Below are 18,511 nucleotides of genomic sequence, written 5' to 3'. Positions count from 1 at the left end.
GTCACGGATCCTTGCGCAGCTTCTGTGCGAGCAGCTGGGCGAAATTGGGGAGTTGCTTGAAAGTGGGCAGGGTGGGGGCCGGCGTGGTCGGCAGCGGTTCGGGCAAGGTATGCAGGGTGCTGATGCCGCCGGCGGTCACGCCGAGCAACAACTGCTGGCCGTTCACCTCCACCACCACCACACGTTCCTTGGCACCGACTGCCAGGCTGGTCACCACACGCAAGCCCTCGGTGCTGCGGAATCCGCTGCCGGGCATGCGCTTGAGCAACCAGCCCAGACCGACGATCAGCGCGAGCACCAACAGCAATGCAAAGACTGCGCCAAACAGGCTGGGCGAGGACGGCGCCTGCGCACCGACCTGGGTGGCCTTGGCCGCCACCGGCGCGACGGTGGTCAGCAGGCCGATCACCGCAGCCTCCGGATCCGTTCGCTGGGGCTGACCACATCGGTCAGGCGAATACCGAAGCGATCGTTGATGACGACGACTTCGCCATGCGCGATCAAGGTGCCGTTGACGTACACGTCCAGCGGTTCGCCGGCGCCGCGTTCCAGTTCCACCACCGAGCCCTGATTGAGCTGCAGCAGGTTGCGGATCGGAATGCGCGCGCGGCCCACTTCCAGCGACAGCGTCACCGGCACGTCCAGGATGACGTCCAGGTTGAGGTCGGTGGCATTCTGGTCGTGCTCGGCCTGCAGGTTGTCGAAGGTGGCAGGCGCGGCGTCGAGGATGTCGGAGTTGATCATTTGCTGGAGTCCTGGGAGGGAACGGCGCGTGGGGCTTGCACGCCGGGCGGGCGTACGGCGGTGATCTTGACGGCGTTGTTGCCATTGGAAACGCCGAATTCGCCGGTGAATAGCGGGATCTCCTCCACGCACAGCGGCACCTGGGCGGGCAGGTCGATCGGCAGGATGTCGCCGACCTTCAAACCGGTGAGCTGGCGCAGGCTCATACGCTTGCTGGCCAACACGCTGGAGAGTGTCACCTCGGCGGTGTCCAGCTGCTCGCGCAGCATCACGTTCCAGGAGTCGTCGCGGTCGTTGCGGTCGCTCTGGATGCCGGCATCGAGCAGTTCGCGGATCGGCTCCAGCATCGAATACGGCAGGGTGATGTGGATTTCGCCGCCACCGCCTTCCAGCTCCACATGGAAGCGGCACACCACCACGTACTCGCGCGGGGTGACGATGTTGGCGAAGTGCGGGTTGATCTCCGAGTTGATGTACTCGAAGTCCACGTCCATCACCGGCGCCCAGGCTTCCTTCAGGTCGGCGAAGGTCTGCTTGAGCATCAGCTGCACCACGCGCATCTCGGTGGCGGTGAATTCGCGGCCTTCGATGCGGGTGTGATAGCGGCCGTCGCCGCCGAAGAAGTTGTCCACCACGGTGAACACCAGCGTGGGTTCGAACACGATCAAGCCGGTGCCACGCAGCGGCTTGAAGCGGATCAGATTGAGGTTGGTCGGCACATACAGCGAGTGCATGTACTCGTTGAACTTGACCAGGTCGATGCCGCGCACCGACAGGTCGGCCGAGCGCCGGATCAGATTGAACAGGCCGATGCGCCACAGTCGCGCGAAGCGCTCGTTGACCATCTCCAGCGTCGGCATGCGCCCACGGATGATGCGGTCCTGGCTGGACAGATCGTATTGACGGGCCTCGCCCGGCAGCGGCTCCGGCTCGGTGTTGACCGCGCCCGAATCCACGCCATGCAGCAGGGCATCGATCTCGTCTTGGGAAAGCAGATCACTGACGCTCATGGAGCAGGCCTTACTGAGTAACGAAACTGGTGAACAGCAATTCTTCGACGCACTTCTTGCCGGTCTCGCTGGTCATGACCTTCTGCGCTTCGGCCAGGGCGGCCTTCTGCAGCTTCTGCTTGCCGGCCAGGTCGGCCACGTCGGTGGCCTTGGTCTGCGACAGCAGCATCAACAGGTGCGCACGGATGGCCGGGGCGTTCTCGGTGATGAGCTTGAGCTCTTCCGGGTCGCGGGTGACCAGCTGCACTTCGACCTGCAGGTACTGCGGGCCATCACCGGGGTCGGCCAGGTTGACCACGATCGCCGGGTCCATCGGAAAGTACTGCGCCGGCTTGGGCACCTCGGCCACCTTGGGCGCGTGCTTGCCGCCTTTGTCATCGGCCTTATGGCCCAGGAAGAACCAGGCGCCGCCGCCAGCAGCGGCCAACACCACCACGCCGATGGCGACCAGCAGGATGGGCTTCTTGCCGCCCTTCTTCTTCTCGCCCTTGTCGTCTTTGTCTTCGGTCTTCTTGGGTTTTTCGGCCGCTGCCACAGTGTGCTCCAGAGGAATGCTCACCCTGTCAATGCAATTGGCATGCCAAAACCGCGCCGGTTTCCTGGCGCCGGCAGCGCGCAAACCGAAAAACCCCCGCAAGCCTTGCGCTGCGAGGGTGGAAGGGCGTCATCAGCAAGTGGCCGAGGCGCGATTTTTAGCGGCAGCGGGGCCTGCCCGGCGCGCTATTTCAGGCGTAGGCGTCCAGCAATCCACGCTGGCGTAACACCACCGACGGAATTCCGACGGGCGGGGTGTCGTCCAGGGTGAGGCCGTTGCCGCTGTCGTTGCCACCATTGCGATTGCCGGACGGGTTCTGCTGTTGCTGACCAACATCGGCCTGGCCCAGCTGGAATCCGTTCTGGCCGAGCATTTCGCGCAGCCGCGGCAGGCTCTGTTCCAGCGCCTGACGGGTGTCGGCATTGGCGGCAGTGAAGCTGGCGTTGACCTTGTCGCCGTCCAGATGCAAACGCACCTCGACCGGGCCCATCTCGTTCGGGGTCACCTTGATGTGGGCGTGGCCGATCTTCTGGTCGGCCAGCCAGCTCATGCGTGCGCCGATGGCATCGTCGAAGGAGTCGCTGCCCAGATCCGGGGTGGGGGTGGGCGAGGCGCTGAAGATCGGTGCAGCGTCCTGCAGGCGGGTGAGCGCCGGCGCGGTGGTGGTCGGCAGCACGAACACCGGGGCGTCCGGCGCTGCCGCAGCGGCGCTATCGTCGGCGGACGGATCCAGCGCCTTGGTGGCCATGCTCATCAACGCGGCAGTCTGTGCGTCGCCGCTCACGGCGCTGGTCGACATGGGCTTGGCGCCTGCAGCGGCGGCCGGCACCAGAGCCCCCAACGCGGGAAGGGTGGTGCCAGCACCCGCAGTGGCGTTGGCTGCGGTTGCATCGGTCGGCAGTGCTGTGGCCGTCGCTGCGGCGTTGGCTGCGCCGGCCATGCTGGCGGTCAGCGCCGCGGCGGCGGCAGCCAGTACATCGCCACCCGGCAATGCCTGTGCGAGCAGGCCCATGCCGAATCCGCCCAGGCCCGCCGGCGGCCAGCCGGCATCGGTCGCCGATGCAGTTGCCGCCTCTGCTGGTGCGTCTTCGCTGGCCGTGGCGGTGGCGGTCTTGGTGTTCTTGCCGGTCTTGCTGGCAGCGCCGGCCGTGCTCTTGTCGGAAGCTGCCGCGTCCTTGGCGGTTGCGGACTTGGCCGGCTTGGCATCGCCCTCCTGCGCCCGCGGCCGTGCGGTGGCATCGCCGGCCGCGTCGTCGTGGGTGTCCTCGTCGTTGCGAGTGTTGTCGGACTGATTGGACTTGGGTGCGGCTTGCTTGGCGGGCACGCGTTCGGGCGCCTGCGGCGGGGCCTGGTTCGGCGTGTTGGCCGGATTGAGCATGCGCGCAAACTGGTCCTGGCCTGCGTCCGGGTCGGACGACGGGTCGCTGTAGCTGGATTTTTTGCCGGTGCCGGCAAGTGCGCCGAGGCCGGCGGCGAAGGCGGACAGGGGGGTCATGCGGATTCTCCGTGGGTGTCTTGGCTGCGGGCCAGACGCGAACGACGCGCGCCGAGGTCGTCCATCTCACGCTGGTCGCGGCGTTCGATCACTTTGTTTTCCTGGGCGCGGTAACTGGCGGCCAATTGCTCCAGCACCTGTTTTTCGCGGCTGGCCAGCAGCAGGCGGGTGCGCTCGGCTTCGACCTTGGCGATGTTGCTTTGCACGGTCTGCGCCTGTTGCAGCACGGCGCTGTCGAGGCGGTCCAGAAATGCGCGGCGGTTGGTCAGGGCCACTGCGCTGGTGCCGGCCATCTGGCTGTTGGCGTATTCCTCGGCGTAGCGGCGCAGTTCTTCCAGGCGCGACTGGTGGGTCTCCAACACGCGCTGGCGCTCGGCCAGATCGCGAGCGACCTTGTCTTCCTGTTCCTGCGCGCGGCGCAGTAATGGGTCGATCCGTTTGGACTGCATCATGAATTAGTTCTCGGGTTCGACCAGTTGCTGCAATGCGGACAGGCTATCGCTCAGGACCGACGCCTTGTGCACGTCCTGCCCAAGGAATTCGACGATTTCCGGCCAGCGCGCCAGGGCTTCGTCAGTGGCCGGGTCGCTGCCGCGCTGGTAGGCGCCGATGGCGATCAGATCGCGGTTGGCGGTGTAGGCAGACAGCAGCCGCTTGAGCTTGCGGATGCGCAGGCGCCAGGTGTCGTCGGCGATGTCCTGCACCACGCGGCTGACCGACGATTCCAGGTCGATGGCCGGATACAGGCCGCTGTCGGCAACCCGACGCGACAACAGAATATGGCCGTCCAGGATGGCGCGGGCGGCGTCGGCAATCGGGTCCTGCGGGTCGTCGCCTTCGGTCAGCACGGTGTAGAAGGCGGTGATCGAGCCGCGGCCCTTGGCGCCGTTGCCGGCCCGTTCCACCAGCGCCGGCAATTTGGCGAACACCGACGGCGGGTAGCCGCGGGTGGTCGGCGGCTCGCCGACCGACAGGCCGATCTCGCGCTGCGCCTGGGCGAAGCGGGTCAGCGAATCCATCAGCAGCAAGACGTTCAAGCCCTGGTCGCGGAACCATTCGGCAATGGCGGTGGCACGGTAGGCGCCGTGCAGGCGCGCCAGCGGCGGACGGTCGGCGGGGGCGGCGACCACGACGGCGCGGCGCAGGCCTTCCTCGCCCAGGGTGGTTTCGACGAAATCGCGCACTTCGCGGCCACGTTCGCCGATCAGCCCGACCACGATGACGTCGGCCGACGTAAAGCGGGTCATCATGCCCAGCAGCGTCGACTTACCGACACCGGAGCCGGCGAACAGGCCCACGCGCTGGCCGCGGCCGATCGGCAGCATGGCGTTGATGGCGCGCACGCCCACGTCCAGTGAGGTGGTGATGGGTTCGCGCGCCAGCGGGTTGATCGACATGCCGGCCATGCTGACGCTGCCTTCGCCGCGGATCGGGCCCTTGCCGTCCAGCGGGGTGCCATCGCTGTCGATGACGCGGCCGAGCAGGCCTTCGCCCACTTCCACGCCGCCGCGGCGCCGCGAGGGCACCACGCGCGCATTCGGCAGCAAGCCGTGCAGTTCGGCGCTGGGCATCAGATACGTCCGTTCGCCGGCAAAGCCGACCACTTCGGCATCGACCCAGCCGCCATCGACTTCGACCTTGCAGGTGGCGCCCATCGGCGCTTCGCAGCCTGTCGCTTCCAGGGTCAGGCCCACGGCGCGGCGCAGGATGCCTTCGCGGATCAGGGTGCGTCCGGCGGCAGGCTCCAGGCCAAGCGTGCCCAGCCGGGTGGCCAGGCGCAGGTTGCGCGCATCCAGCCAATCGGCCGGGGTGGCACCGAACAGGGCGCTCACAGGCCCGCTCCGGATTTGCGCATGACTGTCTCCAGCGCGGCCCGCAGGCGCGCATCCAGGGTGCCGTCGATGCGCACGCTTTCGGCGTGCACACGCAGGTCGCCGCGGCTCAGGCTCATGTCCGGGGCCACGCGGGTGGTGCTGGTGGGTGCCAGATGCGGCAGCAGCGCGGTGATGTCGTCCGGGTGCAGCCGCACTTCGACCTCGCGGCCGGCACCGCCGACGGCATCGACCGCCTCGCCGACCAACTCTGCCAGCAGCTGCGGGTCGGCTTGATAGGCACGCCCGACCAACTGGCCGGCGATGCGCACGGCCAGCTCGCCGAGCGCACCGACCACTTCATTTTCCAACCGCGCCAACGGGCGGGTGAAGTTGTCCAGGATGCCGTCGATCTGCGCGGTCAGGCGGCGCACTTCCGACTGGCCCTGGGCAAAACCTTCGGCATGCCCGCGTGCGAAACCTTCCTGCTGGGCGGCATCCTCGATCGCCTGGATCTCTTCCAGGGTCGGCGGACGCAGCACCGGCTCATACACGGCCGGTGCGTCGAATTCGGTGTCTGGCGCAGCCGGGGCCAGGTGCAGGTCTGGGGCCAGCCAGCGGGTGACCACGTCGTTCATACCATGGCCTCTGCACCGGCGCCGCCCAGGCTGATGGCGCCTTCGTCAGCCAGACGGCGGACGATGGTGAGGATTTCCTTCTGCGCCGCTTCCACGTCAGCCAGACGCACCGGGCCGCGCGCTTCCATGTCTTCGAGCAGGATTTCGGCCGCGCGCTGGGACATGTTGCGGGTGATCTTTTCGCGCACCTTGACGTCGGCGCCGCGCAGGGCCAGGCCCAGGCGCTCGCCGGAGACTTCGCGCAGCAATGTCTGCAGGCCGCGGTCGTCCAGGTCCACCAGGTTGTCGAACACGAACATCAGGTCCTGGATCTTGCCGGCCAGGTCGGCGTCGATCTTGCCGATCTCGCCCAGCACACCTTGGTCGGCGCCGGTGTCCAGGAAGTTGAGGATGTTGGCGGCCACCTTGATGCCGCCCACGTTGGACGACTTCAGATTCTGGTTGCCGGCAAACTGACGCTCCATGATGTCGTTGAGCTCGCTCAGGGCGTTGGGCGGAATGCCGTCCAGGGTGGCGATGCGCAGCAGCACGTCGGCGCGGGTGCGCTCAGGCAGCAGCTTCAGCGCCTCGGCAGCCTGGTCGCTGTCCAGATGCGCCATGACGATGGCGATGATCTGTGGGTGTTCGTTGCGCACCAGGTCGGCAACCGCGCGCGGATCCATCCACTTCAAGGTGTCCAGACCGGTGGTGTTGCGGCCCAGCAGGATGCGGTCGATCAGGCCACCGGCCTTGTCGGCGCCCAGCGCCTGGATCAGTACGTTGCGGATGTAGTCGTCGGCGCCCACGCCCAGCGAGGTCTTGCCGGCCAGTTCGCCGTTGAACTCGTCCATCACCTTCTCGACTTGATCGCGCGAGATGCCGGTCATGGTGGCCATGGCGATGCCGATCTTCTGCACCTCCTTGGGGTCCATGTGCTTGAGCACTTCGGCGGCGTCGCTTTCCCCAAGCGACAGCAGCAGCACGGCGGCGCGCTGTACGCCGGTCATCGGTGGTGTATCAGGCTTCACTGGCGACCCATCCCTTTACGACTTGTGCGACACGTTTTGAATCGGCTTTGACTGCTTCGCGCGCAACACGCATGCGTTCTTCGTACGCGTCCGGCAGGGCGATCGCCGGCTTGCGCTCCTGCCCGATGCTGGCGGTGTCCTCGCCCATGTGCGGCAGCAGCGAGTCCTCGTCATCGACCATCCGCACGTCGGCGCTCTGTGGAGTGCCATCGTTGCCGCCCTTGCGCTGCTTTTCCTTGATGGCGGTCACGCCGGTGAGCTGACGCAGGGTGGGGCGCACCACACCGAACAGCAGCGCCAGCACCACCACCGCACCGACCAGCAGGCGCAGACCGTTCTGCACGCGCGGGTCTTCCCACCACTTCGGGCCTTCTTCGCCCGCCACCGCTTCGCGCACGAATGGGGCATTCATCACCGACACCGTGTCGCCGCGTGCCGCGTCGAAGCCCACTGCCTGCTTGACCAGGCCTTCGATACGGGTGAGCTCGGCAGCGGTGAGCGGCTGTTCGACCATCTTGCCCTTGGCGCCGGGGCGCGGGACGTTGTCCAGCAGCACCGCCACCGAGACGCGCTTGATGCGACCGGCCGGCTGGCGGGTGTGTTGCAAGGTTCGGTCCAATTCGTAGTTACGGGTGGCGCTCTTGGAACTTTCGGTCGGCGCGGCCGCTGCGGCGGCCTGGCCGTTGGCGGCAGCCGGGGTGCCCGGTGCGCCTGCAGCGGCCGGTGCCGGCGGCTGGCCGGGGCTGTTGCTGGTGGCACCCGGAGGACCCTGCGGGCCGGTGGCTGTGGTGCTGGTGTCGTTGATCTGCTCGCTGCGCAGCTTGGCCGGCTCGCCGTTGTAGAGCTCGCGGGCTTCTTCGACCACCGAGAAATCCATGTCCACGCTGGTTTCCGGATTGACCCGGCCCGGTCCGGTCATCGGCTCCAGCAGTTCGCGGATGCGCTGGTTGTAGGAGCTTTCCTGGCGGCGCACCTGTTCGAACTGGGCGGCGTGCTGGGCTGCGTCGCTGTTGGGGTCAGCGATGGAGAGCATGCGGCCGCTCTGGTCGACCACGGTGACGCGTTCGGGGGTCATGTCCGGAATGCTGGACGCCACCAGATTGACGATGGCATCGACCTGATTGCGCTCCAGGCCCTGGCCGCCGCGCAGCTCCAGCACCACCGAGGCGCTGGCGACATCCCGCTGACGGGTGAAGGCGCTGGGCTTGGGAATGGCCAGGTGCACACGGGCTTCGCGCACCGGGCGCAGGGTGCCGATGGTGCGCGAGAGTTCGGTTTCCAGCGCGTGCTGGTAACGGGCGTTTTCCACGAACTGGCTGACGCCGAAGCCCGGGTCCTTTTCCATCAGTTCGAAGCCGCCGCCGGTTTCCTTGCCGGTGAGGCCGGAGCCGGCCAGCTTGAGGCGGGCGTCGTACAGACGATCCTGCGGCACCGAAATGGCGCCGGTGCCCTGGTCGATCTTGTAGGGAATCTGCGCGGTACGCAGCAGGTCGGCCGCTTCGGCATTGCCCTTCTCATCCAGGCCGGTGTACAGCGACTGATAGCCGGGCTTTTGCGACCAGAAGAACACGGCCAGGCCGGCCGCCACCGCCAGGGCGATCATCGCCATCATGGTCAGCTTGCGGGTGATCTGCAGGCTGCGGACACGGTCGAACCATTGCCCCGCCTTTTCGGCGTTCTGGTTCATGTTTTCTTTGCTGATCGCGAGTGCCATGTGTCGTCAACCTTTACAGCGGCATGTTCATGACGTCCTGATAAGCCTGGACGAGACGGTTGCGGACTTCCACGGTGGCGCGGAAGGCCACCTGGGACTGCTGGGAGGCGACCATGACCCGTGCCAGATCGGCAGTGGGGTCGCCCATTTCGAATGCTTTGGATAGCGCGCCGGCCTTCTGCTGGGCCTCGTTGACGCCGCCGATGGCGCCGCGCAAGGTCTCGCTGAAGCTCGGTGCCTGGGTTGCCGGTGTTCCCTGCGCGCCGGCCAGTCCCTGGATCTGGTTGCCACGCGCCGCATCGCCCACCGCGCCCATCGGGCCTTGGCCCATCTGCGTCTGGTAGCTGCGGATCTGCGAGAGGATGGAGGTAACGGAGTCGCTCATGGGTGCGGTCAGCCAGGGAGGCATCCACACCGATGCAAGCGGCGTGCCGAAATCGCGCCAGGATTCCGGCACGGGACATTCCGGTCGCACCTGTCGGCGGGGCGTTGCAGCGATATCGCCCCCATCCGCCCTTCGGGCACCTTCCCCCGCAAGCGGGGGAAGGGAGCCGGTGGGCGACCAACTGCAGTGCAACCGACAGATCACGCGCAGCCAGGTTTTCCCTTCTCCGCAGGCGGGAGAAGGCGGCGCGCAGCGCCGGATGAGGGCCCCACCGTCAATTACCACGTGGCTGCAGGCAGGCGCGCGGCGCCGGAGTGTGGACGCACGCCCCCATCCGCCCTTCGGGCACCTTCCCCCGCACGCGGGGGAAGGGAGCCGGTAGGCGACCAATTGCAGTGCAACCGACAGATCACGCACAGCCAGGCTTCCATTCTCCCGCAGGCGGGAGAAGGGGGGCGCAGCGCCGGATGAGGGCCCCACCGTCAATTCACACACAGCCACGCATCCGTTCTCCCGCAAGCGGGAGAACGCTGAAACAGTGTCCCGCGCTAGTCCGGCAACCAGGCGGATCGCCAGGTGTCCAGATGGCTGCCGCTCAACATCCAGTCGCGGTGCACTGCCTCGCGCAACGCTGCGCCTTTCGCCGCTGAGGCGGCCGGGTCGGCCAGATGCGCACGGATCGCGCCGATCCAGTCGCGGTACCGGTTTTTCACCAGCGTCACCGGCAGGTTGCCCTGGTAGCAGCGCACATCGCTGGCGATCACCGGATAGCCACAGGCGCCGTACTCCAACAGCCGCAGATTGCTCTTGCACTCGTTGAACAGGTTCTGCTCCACCGGCGCCAGCGCCAGATCCAGATCCAGCGCTGCCAGCGCGGCCGGGTAGTGGTCGATCTGCATGCCAGGCTGGAAGTGATGGATGTGCTGGCGCAGCGCGAACGGGTACATCCCCATGAACACCCACTCGACGTCGTCGGCCAACTCGCGCACCACGTCGGCGATCAGTTCCAGATCGCCGGTATGGCTGGCACCGCCGGCCCAACCAATCCGTGGCTTGCCACCCTGGCGCTCGCCTCGCGCCGGCAACTGGTCCCACCAATGAGGCGGCAAGCGGTTTTCGGCCACGCGGATATCGCTGTGCAGCCCGGCAAACGCCTCGGCCAGCGCAGGCGTGGACACCACAAAGCGGTCCACCAGTCCCAACCCGCGCCGCATGGTCTTGAGAATGTCCTTGGGCATGTGCTCGCGGTGGGCATTCTTCAGCGGCAGATTGGGCAGGTAATCGTCCAGCTCGTAGACCTTGAACGCGCGCGACAACGCTTTCATCCGCCGCATCGCTTCCAGCCGTGGCTCGCCGACCTGGCGTTGCAGGATCACCACATCGGGATCCTGACGCGCCAGCTCGCTGATCTCCAGATAGCCGTTGAACAGCACGCCCTCGGCCATCCCGGCCTCGCGCAGGGCGCGCAACGGCTGGATCACCCGATAGTGCCCGCAGCCCTCGATATCGGCCGGCAGTGCGATCACGCTCGGCAGCGGTCGCCACGACTGCAACGGCCGCCAGCTGGCGCGCGGGTCGGCCAGCGCGAAGCCGGCGCCCGGATCCAGCGAAAATCCCGGGTTGTAGGCGGGGTCATTGGCCATCACCGGCAGCCAACGCGCGTACATCGCCTCTTCGTCCAGCGCCGTGGCGGGCGTGCGCTCGGCTGGATCGATCAACAGCTGCGCCCGCGCCGCAAACACATTCAGGTACCCGGCCTGGTGCAGGCGCAGGCACAGGTCGACATCGCTCCACTGCGCCAGTGCCGGCTCCAGCGCAAAACCGCCTGCGTCGATAAACAACTGGCGCGGCAGCATCAGACACTCGCCACTGAGCGCGCTGTAGTTCTGATCCAGCTGCAGGCGCTGCAGATAGCCGGATTCGTCGAACGCACTGCCTTCGAAGGCGCGCGCCGCCGGTGCCCCCAGGCCCAGCAGCAGACCGGCGTGATGCACGGTGCCATCGCCGCGCAGCAGCTTGCCGGCCACCGCCCCCACTTCCGGGCGGAGTGCGTGGTTGAGCAGTTGCTCCAGCCAATCGGCCTTCATTACCGCAGCGCCGGCCGACAGCCACAACAGCACGTCCCCACGTGCATGTTCGGCGGCCGCGTTGCAGACCGCTTCGCGCGCAGGCTCGGCAGCAAAGCGCAACACGCGGATCTGTTGCGTGCCCAGCGCATCGATGCCGGCCAGCCAAGCGCGCAGGTCCGCAGCGGCGCTGTCGCGATCCAGCAGCAACACCTCGTAATGCGGGTAGGCCGTGTTGGCCAGGATGCTTTCCAGGCAGCGCTGCACCTGCGGCAAACGGCCATCGACCAGCACCAGGATGCTGACCAGCGGCTGCTGTGCATGACGGTAGTCCACCGCATGCAGGCCAGGGCCGGCGCTGTGCACCATGGCGTCCACGTAGCCGCGTTCGGCGAGATGACGCGCAATCGCCTGCCGTTCGTCGTCGTCGGCATGCTGCGGCGTGGTCGATGCAATCAGTAAGGGTTCGGCGATATGTCGAATGCAGGCCAGCCCGTAACGCTCGACCAGGCCGAGCTGGTACTCCAGTTCGAACGCCGCGCCGGGCCCGGTGGGGAAGCCGCCATCGGCAAGCAGCGTGCGCTGCCGGAACATCCAGTGTCGCGAGAGCGTCGCCGGCGCGCTCAATAGCATATCCAGATACAGCGTGGGTCGTAGCGCCAGCCCCAATTGGCCGTTGTCCAGCGCCATCACTTCGTCGGCGTAGATGGCCTGGCAGCTCTCGGGCAACGCGAGCATTTCCAGGGCCAGCATCAGCAGGCCGCTGGCAGTGAACAGGCTGCCGGCATCGACCAGCATCACCCAATCGATCGCGTCCCGTGCGGCGATGACCCGGTTGAGCGTTGCCGCCAAGCCATGCGCGTCGATCAGTACGCCGTGCTCGCCATCCGCCGCAACCTGCTGCGGTGAGCTGCTGATGACCCAGGTGTGATGCTGTTGATAGCAGGTCACCGCGTCCAGGCTGGACCGCGTTGCTGCAACTGCCGCGGCATCGCCATCGCGGTCGATTACCAACACGGCAATGCGCGGGCCACCGGCATGCGCCTGCAGGCGCGCTTCGATCAACCCACGCTGCACCGTTGTCGGATTGCGCACACCCAGCCAGGTGGCCGGCGACACGCGCTCGGCCATGCCCGCGCTTTGCATCAGCGCATTGACCAGATCCACCGACTTGAACACCCGCGCCTTGTGCGGGCTGAGCGGGGCAACCCGCACCTGGCGGTTGTCCCCGGTCTCGCGCCGCCAACCCAGCTGGCGGATGCCCTGGCGCAGATCCTCGTGCCCCTGGTCGCCGATGCCGGGCTGATTGCGCCCGGCCTGACTGAACTGCGCGCTGGACACCCGGAAATGCGTGAGTGGACTGGACAGCAAGGCCAGGTTGCCGTGACGCAGCAGCTTGACGTAGATCGCCAGGTCGCCAACCCAGTGGATGGCCTTGCCGTTCAACGTCATCAGCTCGTTGCCCAGCGCCAGCAGGTCGGCGCGGCGTGCCAGCACGCAACTCGGCTCGCCGATGAAGTTGATGGTGTGATCGGCCAGGAACGACACCAGCTCCGGCCCGTCCATCAGCACGTCGTCGGCAAACGGAAAGCAGGTAGCCAGGATGTCCGGCAACGGCGCGCCATCGTCGTCGATGCGCAACCGACGCGACGATGCCATCGCCGTACCCGGGTCGCGCTCGATCGCCTCCACCAGTTGCTCAACACAGTCCGGCTGCAGCACATCGTCGTCGTGCAGGAACTTGACGTATTCGCCTTGCGCCAGGCCGATCCCCTTGATCGTGCTGCCGAGCTCGCCAAGCCGTGCCGTGTTGCGGTGATAGCGAATGGGGAAGGGCGCATCCGCCAACCTGGACGCCAGCACCGCCTCGATGGCGCCATCGGCATTGTCGTCGCAGATCACCAGCTCCAACGCCGGATAGGTCTGCGCCAGCACGCTGTCCAGCGCCTGCGCGAAGTAGCGCGGCTTGTAGGTTGGCATGACGATGCTGACCAGAGTGGTAGAAGTCATGCAGAGCGGACCATGTTCGAGGATTGGAGGACTGGGACTCATCGCATTGTCGGGGATTCGGCAACTATGCGTATACAGGCAGCGGCGCAAGCGCGGTCCGTTGATTGAAATATTCTTATCTTTGATCACCCTGCGTGAGGTGCTGAGTTCAGCCAAGCCTGCAATGCGCATAGGCACGGATGGCTGTGCCGAACCGGATCTTCAACTGAGCGCTGGTTCTCAATAGTCGATTGATGCCGATGGTAAATTGAAAATTAATAATGCGCCTAAAGCTTTTCAAGTTAAATGCAATATCCATCAGACGATGGTTTGTTAATGTGAAAAAGTCCCATACTTTAATGGGGCGGCAATAGTGCAAATTTTAAATGTAGTTTAATTTGAAATATAAATTCAAGGAGCTTCACCTCATGTCCGATGCAATCTCAGGTGCCAATATCTATGTGAAACGCGGAACGCGTGCGCAATTTGATGCTGCTGCGACAGCTGGTGAACTCGCTGCCAGCGAGCCGTATTTCATCAGCGATGAAGGTCGGTTCGCGATGGGTGCCAGTGCAAATAGCTACACCACTTACGCCATTGCCTTGACTCGGGATTTATCTTTTTATGTCTCCAACACGGGCAGTGATTCAAACGATGGGTTAAGTGCTGCGACGGCATTTCAGACCATCCAGCGTGCTGTGAATGTGGTTCAAACGCGCTACTCATTGTGTGGATATACAGCCATTATCAATGTTGCAGACGGAACTTACGTGGAAAATGTTGTGGTGGGCAGCGTGGCAGGTGGCATCGTAAGATTTGTAGGTAGCACATCTGCTATTTGGCGTAATACCACTGGATGGCTTCTTACTGTGGATGGCGCTAGTACAGTTCAGGTTTCTGGTTTCACTATAGGTGGTGGCAGTACAGCAAACGGTGTTATTGCAATTAGTAGGGGGGCCTGTAACTTCCAGGGTGGCCATGTGTTTGCAGCGATGACAGGCTTTCATATGAACGTCGTTCGCAATGGCGTTGGCATCGTCTCAGGTAATTACAGTATCGTTGGAGGAGGCTACGCCCATTATGCGGCATTTGATGGCGGTCAACTTACTATTTCTACCATTACCGTCACCCTTACAGGTACGCCGGCTTTCGCTGCTTCATTCGCCAACGTGGGTCGTGCGGGCAGCATAAATGGCGGTGACTATGTTTTTACGTTCTCCGGAGAGGCCACGGGCCCCCGGTATGGAATAAATGCAAACGGGGTGATTTGGGTCAATAGTAAAGGAGCAAATGTCTTCCCAGGAAACGTGGCCGGATACATTCTTACCGGCGGGAGCTATTCTTGATATTAGACTTTATGAAGGCCATTCGTTTGTGAAGATCGGCATTTCTCATTCAGAGGGGCGATTTTCCAAGCTGGTGCGCTGCTAGCCCTTGTCTACGCGCTGCCGGAAATCGGTATGACCTTACTCCTCAATGCTTATCTGGTTGCTGGTAGCGAACGGGAAGGGCGCTACCAGCAACTTGGACGCCAGCATCGCCTCAATGGCGCCATGGGCATCTGCGTCACAGATCACCAGCTGCAACGCTGCATAGGTTTGCGCCAGCACGCTATCTAGCGCCTGCGCAAAATAGCGCGGCTTATAGGGCGGCATGACGATGCTGACGAGTGCGGTGGAGGTCATCGGCGATCGATTGTCCTGAACAGTCAAAGTGCATCCACGGCGAGGCGTTGAGGGAAAGCAGTACATGCCATCGAGCACCCGCGGGGTGCAACTGGGCAGTACTCAGCCTAGCCCAAGAAGCAACAAGCGTGCCGTTGAAATGCCGGTGACTACCAAGCCATCACCCAGGCACTGCCATCAAAGCTGTGCCGGCGAAGGCTGTAGAGAAAGATCCTTGCGGTACACCACCTCGATCCAATCGGTACGCAGGCTCTTGGGGTTCTTCGAGACCTTCGCGATGTCCCACAGCGAAAACCCGGATGCCTGCATCAAGTTGACCACGTCCACGAAACTGCTGGTCTTGCCGTAGAAGTCGTACAGCCCGATCTCGATCACCGCACAGTCGGTGTCTTGCAGGATCTTCGCGGCGCCCTCCAGCACATGGCGCTCGAATCCCTGTACATCGATCTTCAGGATATTCACGTATGTGATTCCCAGCCCAGCGCAAGCGCGGTCGAGCGTGGTCTTGTTGACTGCGATGGCCTCATTGGATGCCTTTCGCGCATAGCCCAGAGAGTCGTTTGAAGCCGGATCGATTGGCAGCAATCCACCCAGGTGCGAGATGTCCTGCCGGTAGTAGTGGCTGACCTCTTCCTTTTCTCCCAGCGCCACGCAGACGGCGGTGCTACCAAATTGCGCAGCCACCTTTTGCAATTCTGCGAAGTTCAGCGGGTCCGGCTCGAATGAATACAGTTGGCAATCCGGATAGATGGAAGTGAAGTAGTGGATCGACTCGCCACGGTGCGCTCCTACGTCCAGAATGACTGGCATCTGCGTGGTCAGCAACTGGTCGAAAAATTTGCGTGGCGAATACGCCTGGGCATGTTCTTCATTTCTCAGATCGGAGGTGCCGCAGATCGGCGAGTGCATGGGGGGAGCGTTGTCCGGCGTCATGGTGCAGTGGACTCGGCGAACTGCCTCGCACGCAATGCTGCCTCAACACGCACTACATCTGCAGGCGTATCCACCGCGATCGATTGATTGCTCATTTGCACCATCCGCACCTCGAACCCCAATTCCAGAAACCGCAGGATCTCGATATCTTCGATATCTTCAAGCGCGGTCTTGGACGTCACCGACGCGAATGCCTGCAATGCCCGCTTGGGAAATGCGTACGCACACACCTGACGCCATGCACGCCGGAACTCGCCTTGCTTGGTGACAGGGATTGATGCGCGCGACATGTACAGCAGGCGTCCGTCGGGGCGTACGACCACCTTGGGCACGCTTGGATTACGGAACTCGCCGATGTTGGCCACCGGGCAGTAACCATTGATGAGGTCATTCGGCGCCGCCACTGCAGCGTCGATCAGCAAGCGCAGGTCCTGCGGATTGAATAGCGGGTCATCGCCTTGCACGTTGATGTAGGTGTCCACATCGAGTTGCTGTGCGACCTCCGCAACACGATCGGTGCCGGTCAGGCAGTCGCTGGAGGTCATCAATGTGCGGATGCCGGCTTGCTCGCAGGTACGTTGAATCACATCGCAGTCGGTGGCGACCAGAATCTGCTCGGCCGGCGCGGCCTTGACGCATTGCTGATAGGTACGCACGATCATGGGCACACCGCCCAATTGGATCAGCGGTTTTCCGGGCAGACGCGAGGAGTCGCGTCGCGCGGGGATGATGATGGCGTAAGTCATAGAAGCCTCCTGGCAACCGATGGCGTTGAGTCGCTAGGGCGGCTCAGCCGACTCTGCCTTGCCAAAAATCGGTGGAGTTGAGCTCCAGCCGGCTGACTGCCTCGGCAGCCTCCAGCACCGCATCGCTGTCGGTGAACAGCCGGTTCCACAAGTCCAACGAGAAACCATAGCTGTTGTCGCGAGCCACATTGAACAACGACACAAGCTTCAAGGATGTCCAGCTCATATGCGGCTCCAGTGCCAGCAGACGGGACTGTGCAAAGCGATAGCTATCGACCAGTGTCTTGGCCGGGAAGCCAAGCCGGCGTGCGTAGTCCTTCCACAACGACGATTCGAAAGCGTATTGGCTTATCTGTTGAAAATGCCGATTGGGTGCAAGTTCGTTCATTGGAGACAATTCGTCGTCTGCATAATTTGCCGATCGCGGATCCTCTGGCATCGACCACAAAGCCAGCATGTCTTGCGTTCTGCCAAGCATGGCTTTCTCGGTGAAAAGAAACGGGATGTTTCGAAACCCTCCTCCCAAAGAAATTGCGATTTTTCCCTGATTGCGTTTGCCTCTGAAATAGGTATTGATGGCGTCATGGATTGAGCCGTTCAGCACGTTGTCGCTACGGCAACGCACCGCAAACTTGATACCTTGCTCAGCCAGATGCTCAACGCCCAGGCGTGCGGAGCGCAGCACCGCATTACGGTAATGCAGACCCAGGTTGTCCGGTTGAGGCACCAAAATCAGCTTATCCAGCCAGGGTCTGCAGCGGTCCAGCAGCGCACTTGGTTGGTGGTCCCAGGTCACCATGCACTGGTACGCCCAAGGGAAACGCAGGCGATTCCAGGCCAGCACCAAGGGCGTAAAGTCGAACGCGAGCCCCTGCACGAAGATGCCGGTATCCGCCTTGGTCAGTTGGCGCGACAGTTGCAGCTCGGGCAACAAACGCGAGAAATCCTGCAATTCCTGCAGCAGTGCAATGCTGCCCTGGTCGTATTCGACGGCACGCACCGTGCGGAAACGGCCATGTGCCCTTGCAATCTGGTTCATCACCTCTGCTGCGTGATTGGAGAAGATAACGATCAGCACATCATCGACTGATTCGTCCTCCAGCGCCGAAGGTGATCTGACCGGCAGGCCATGGACAGTCATGCCCTGATTCTCCGGCCGTGGGCAGATGGTGTACTGCAAGTTCAACTGCTGAGCGATGGCTGGATAGAAGTCGCGAAAAAACTGTCCCGCACCCCAGCCGATCAACTTAGTGTTGCGCGGATTCAGTCCTGGATATTTGATGGTGGCTCGCTCGATCGAGCCGATTGCTAACGCCATGACAGGGCTTCCTTGTGTGCTTTGCTCGTCTTGCTGTGTCATCGAATTCGGAAATGCGGTTGTTTTTCGTCGAGCAGTTCTGCGCCGATTGCGATGGCGATCATCCAGCGCCATGTCGCGATCGAGTCGGCGAAAGGGCGCTGGGCGCCTGACGGGTGCGTCGCATATGCGCTCATTTTCGGGTAAGGCAGGTCGTGCGCATCGGGACAAGTTTTTTGATGCGTCCCGCGCAAACGTCCGGCCACCGGGAACCCATAGGCCGCGATACAGAGCGTGGCGTGATGGTGGAAGCCCCGCCAACCACGCCCGTCGTCGTGGTCCAGGCCGAACTCCTGCTTCAACTGCTTGTCATCGCGTTCGATCCACCGGCGGGCCTTGACCGTGTTCACCAGTCCCTGGCGCCGCGTGTCTGCAGGAAGATTGGACGGGAAGTAG

General features: G+C 63.7%; 18 protein-coding genes and 1 pseudogene. 1 reads left to right on the top strand and 18 read right to left on the bottom strand.

Going from position 1 to position 18,511, the window contains the following annotated elements; genetic code table 11:
- Nucleotide 1: 1 nt before the first annotated feature.
- The 13 genes from fliO to M0D43_RS00640 all read right to left on the bottom strand — a co-directional run bounded on the left by fliO (nucleotide 2) and on the right by M0D43_RS00640 (nucleotide 13,713).
- The gene (gene fliO / locus M0D43_RS00700) at nucleotides 2–409 is read right to left on the bottom strand and encodes a flagellar biosynthetic protein FliO (RefSeq protein WP_252163143.1); all 408 of its coding nucleotides are present in this window, start codon (nucleotides 407–409) and stop codon (nucleotides 2–4) included.
- Nucleotides 406–744, bottom strand: coding sequence for a flagellar motor switch protein FliN (gene fliN, locus M0D43_RS00695; RefSeq protein WP_046965541.1), 339 nt, complete (start codon nucleotides 742–744; stop codon nucleotides 406–408). The genes fliO and fliN overlap by 4 nt, the downstream gene beginning before the upstream one ends.
- Complete coding sequence (gene fliM, locus M0D43_RS00690) at nucleotides 741–1,754, bottom strand: flagellar motor switch protein FliM (protein ID WP_101364129.1); 1,014 nt, start codon at nucleotides 1,752–1,754, stop codon at nucleotides 741–743. The genes fliN and fliM overlap by 4 nt, the downstream gene beginning before the upstream one ends.
- 10 nt (nucleotides 1,755–1,764) lie before the next feature.
- Nucleotides 1,765–2,313 (bottom strand): flagellar basal body-associated FliL family protein, encoded by a 549-nt coding sequence (locus M0D43_RS00685; protein WP_207759660.1) that lies wholly within the window; start codon nucleotides 2,311–2,313, stop codon nucleotides 1,765–1,767.
- 166 nt (nucleotides 2,314–2,479) lie between these two features.
- Nucleotides 2,480–3,784, bottom strand: a complete 1,305-nt coding sequence (locus M0D43_RS00680; RefSeq protein ID WP_260807678.1) for a flagellar hook-length control protein FliK — start codon at nucleotides 3,782–3,784, stop codon at nucleotides 2,480–2,482.
- On the bottom strand, nucleotides 3,781–4,236 hold the full coding sequence (gene fliJ, locus M0D43_RS00675) for a flagellar export protein FliJ (RefSeq protein ID WP_101364126.1): 456 nt from the start codon (nucleotides 4,234–4,236) through the stop codon (nucleotides 3,781–3,783). The genes M0D43_RS00680 and fliJ overlap by 4 nt, the downstream gene beginning before the upstream one ends.
- Nucleotides 4,237–4,239: 3 nt before the next feature.
- The gene (fliI, locus tag M0D43_RS00670; RefSeq protein ID WP_101364125.1) at nucleotides 4,240–5,616 is read right to left on the bottom strand and encodes a flagellar protein export ATPase FliI; all 1,377 of its coding nucleotides are present in this window, start codon (nucleotides 5,614–5,616) and stop codon (nucleotides 4,240–4,242) included.
- The gene (locus M0D43_RS00665; protein ID WP_101364124.1) at nucleotides 5,613–6,233 is read right to left on the bottom strand and encodes a FliH/SctL family protein; all 621 of its coding nucleotides are present in this window, start codon (nucleotides 6,231–6,233) and stop codon (nucleotides 5,613–5,615) included. The genes fliI and M0D43_RS00665 overlap by 4 nt, the downstream gene beginning before the upstream one ends.
- Nucleotides 6,230–7,219 (bottom strand): flagellar motor switch protein FliG, encoded by a 990-nt coding sequence (gene fliG / locus M0D43_RS00660; protein ID WP_005918162.1) that lies wholly within the window; start codon nucleotides 7,217–7,219, stop codon nucleotides 6,230–6,232. The genes M0D43_RS00665 and fliG overlap by 4 nt, the downstream gene beginning before the upstream one ends.
- Nucleotides 7,220–7,229: 10 nt before the next feature.
- Nucleotides 7,230–8,954 carry a flagellar basal-body MS-ring/collar protein FliF gene (fliF, locus tag M0D43_RS00655; RefSeq protein WP_252163140.1) on the bottom strand — a complete coding sequence of 575 codons (1,725 nt, stop codon included), beginning with the start codon at nucleotides 8,952–8,954 and terminating at the stop codon, nucleotides 7,230–7,232.
- 13 nt (nucleotides 8,955–8,967) lie between these two features.
- Entirely contained in the window at nucleotides 8,968–9,339 is a 372-nt protein-coding gene (fliE, locus tag M0D43_RS00650; RefSeq protein ID WP_065467883.1) for a flagellar hook-basal body complex protein FliE, read from the bottom strand.
- 548 nt (nucleotides 9,340–9,887) lie between these two features.
- A complete protein-coding gene (locus M0D43_RS00645) occupies nucleotides 9,888–13,385 on the bottom strand; it encodes a glycosyltransferase (protein ID WP_260808228.1) in 3,498 nt (1,165 codons plus the stop codon).
- A 178-nt stretch (nucleotides 13,386–13,563) separates the two neighbouring features.
- The gene (locus M0D43_RS00640) at nucleotides 13,564–13,713 is read right to left on the bottom strand and encodes a hypothetical protein (RefSeq protein WP_260807674.1); all 150 of its coding nucleotides are present in this window, start codon (nucleotides 13,711–13,713) and stop codon (nucleotides 13,564–13,566) included.
- Between the two features lie 109 nt (nucleotides 13,714–13,822).
- On the opposite strand from M0D43_RS00640, the gene M0D43_RS00635 reads away from it, so the two are divergent.
- A complete protein-coding gene (locus M0D43_RS00635) occupies nucleotides 13,823–14,740 on the top strand; it encodes a hypothetical protein (protein ID WP_260807673.1) in 918 nt (305 codons plus the stop codon).
- A gap of 120 nt (nucleotides 14,741–14,860) precedes the next feature.
- Here M0D43_RS00635 and M0D43_RS00630 read toward each other — a convergent pair whose 3' ends face one another.
- The 5 genes and pseudogenes from M0D43_RS00630 to M0D43_RS22095 form a co-directional block, all read right to left on the bottom strand.
- Entirely contained in the window at nucleotides 14,861–15,079 is a 219-nt protein-coding gene (locus M0D43_RS00630) for a hypothetical protein (RefSeq protein WP_252163137.1), read from the bottom strand.
- Nucleotides 15,080–15,256: 177 nt separating this feature from the next.
- On the bottom strand, nucleotides 15,257–15,988 hold the full coding sequence (locus tag M0D43_RS00625; RefSeq protein WP_252163136.1) for an FkbM family methyltransferase: 732 nt from the start codon (nucleotides 15,986–15,988) through the stop codon (nucleotides 15,257–15,259).
- Between the two features lie 20 nt (nucleotides 15,989–16,008).
- Nucleotides 16,009–16,758 (bottom strand): 3-deoxy-manno-octulosonate cytidylyltransferase, encoded by a 750-nt coding sequence (locus M0D43_RS00620; RefSeq protein WP_252163135.1) that lies wholly within the window; start codon nucleotides 16,756–16,758, stop codon nucleotides 16,009–16,011.
- A gap of 43 nt (nucleotides 16,759–16,801) precedes the next feature.
- Nucleotides 16,802–18,076 carry a WavE lipopolysaccharide synthesis family protein gene (locus M0D43_RS00615; protein ID WP_252163134.1) on the bottom strand — a complete coding sequence of 425 codons (1,275 nt, stop codon included), beginning with the start codon at nucleotides 18,074–18,076 and terminating at the stop codon, nucleotides 16,802–16,804.
- Between the two features lie 230 nt (nucleotides 18,077–18,306).
- Nucleotides 18,307–18,510: pseudogene (locus M0D43_RS22095) on the bottom strand (IS701 family transposase); the annotation flags it as partial.
- Nucleotide 18,511: the final 1 nt, after the last annotated feature.

The organism is Xanthomonas prunicola (genome assembly GCF_025266575.1).
In the GTDB taxonomy this organism is placed as follows: Bacteria; Pseudomonadota; Gammaproteobacteria; order Xanthomonadales; family Xanthomonadaceae; genus Xanthomonas; species Xanthomonas prunicola.
The sequence above is the reverse complement of the archived record's forward strand: the minus strand, read 5'-3'. Positions and strand labels throughout refer to the sequence as shown.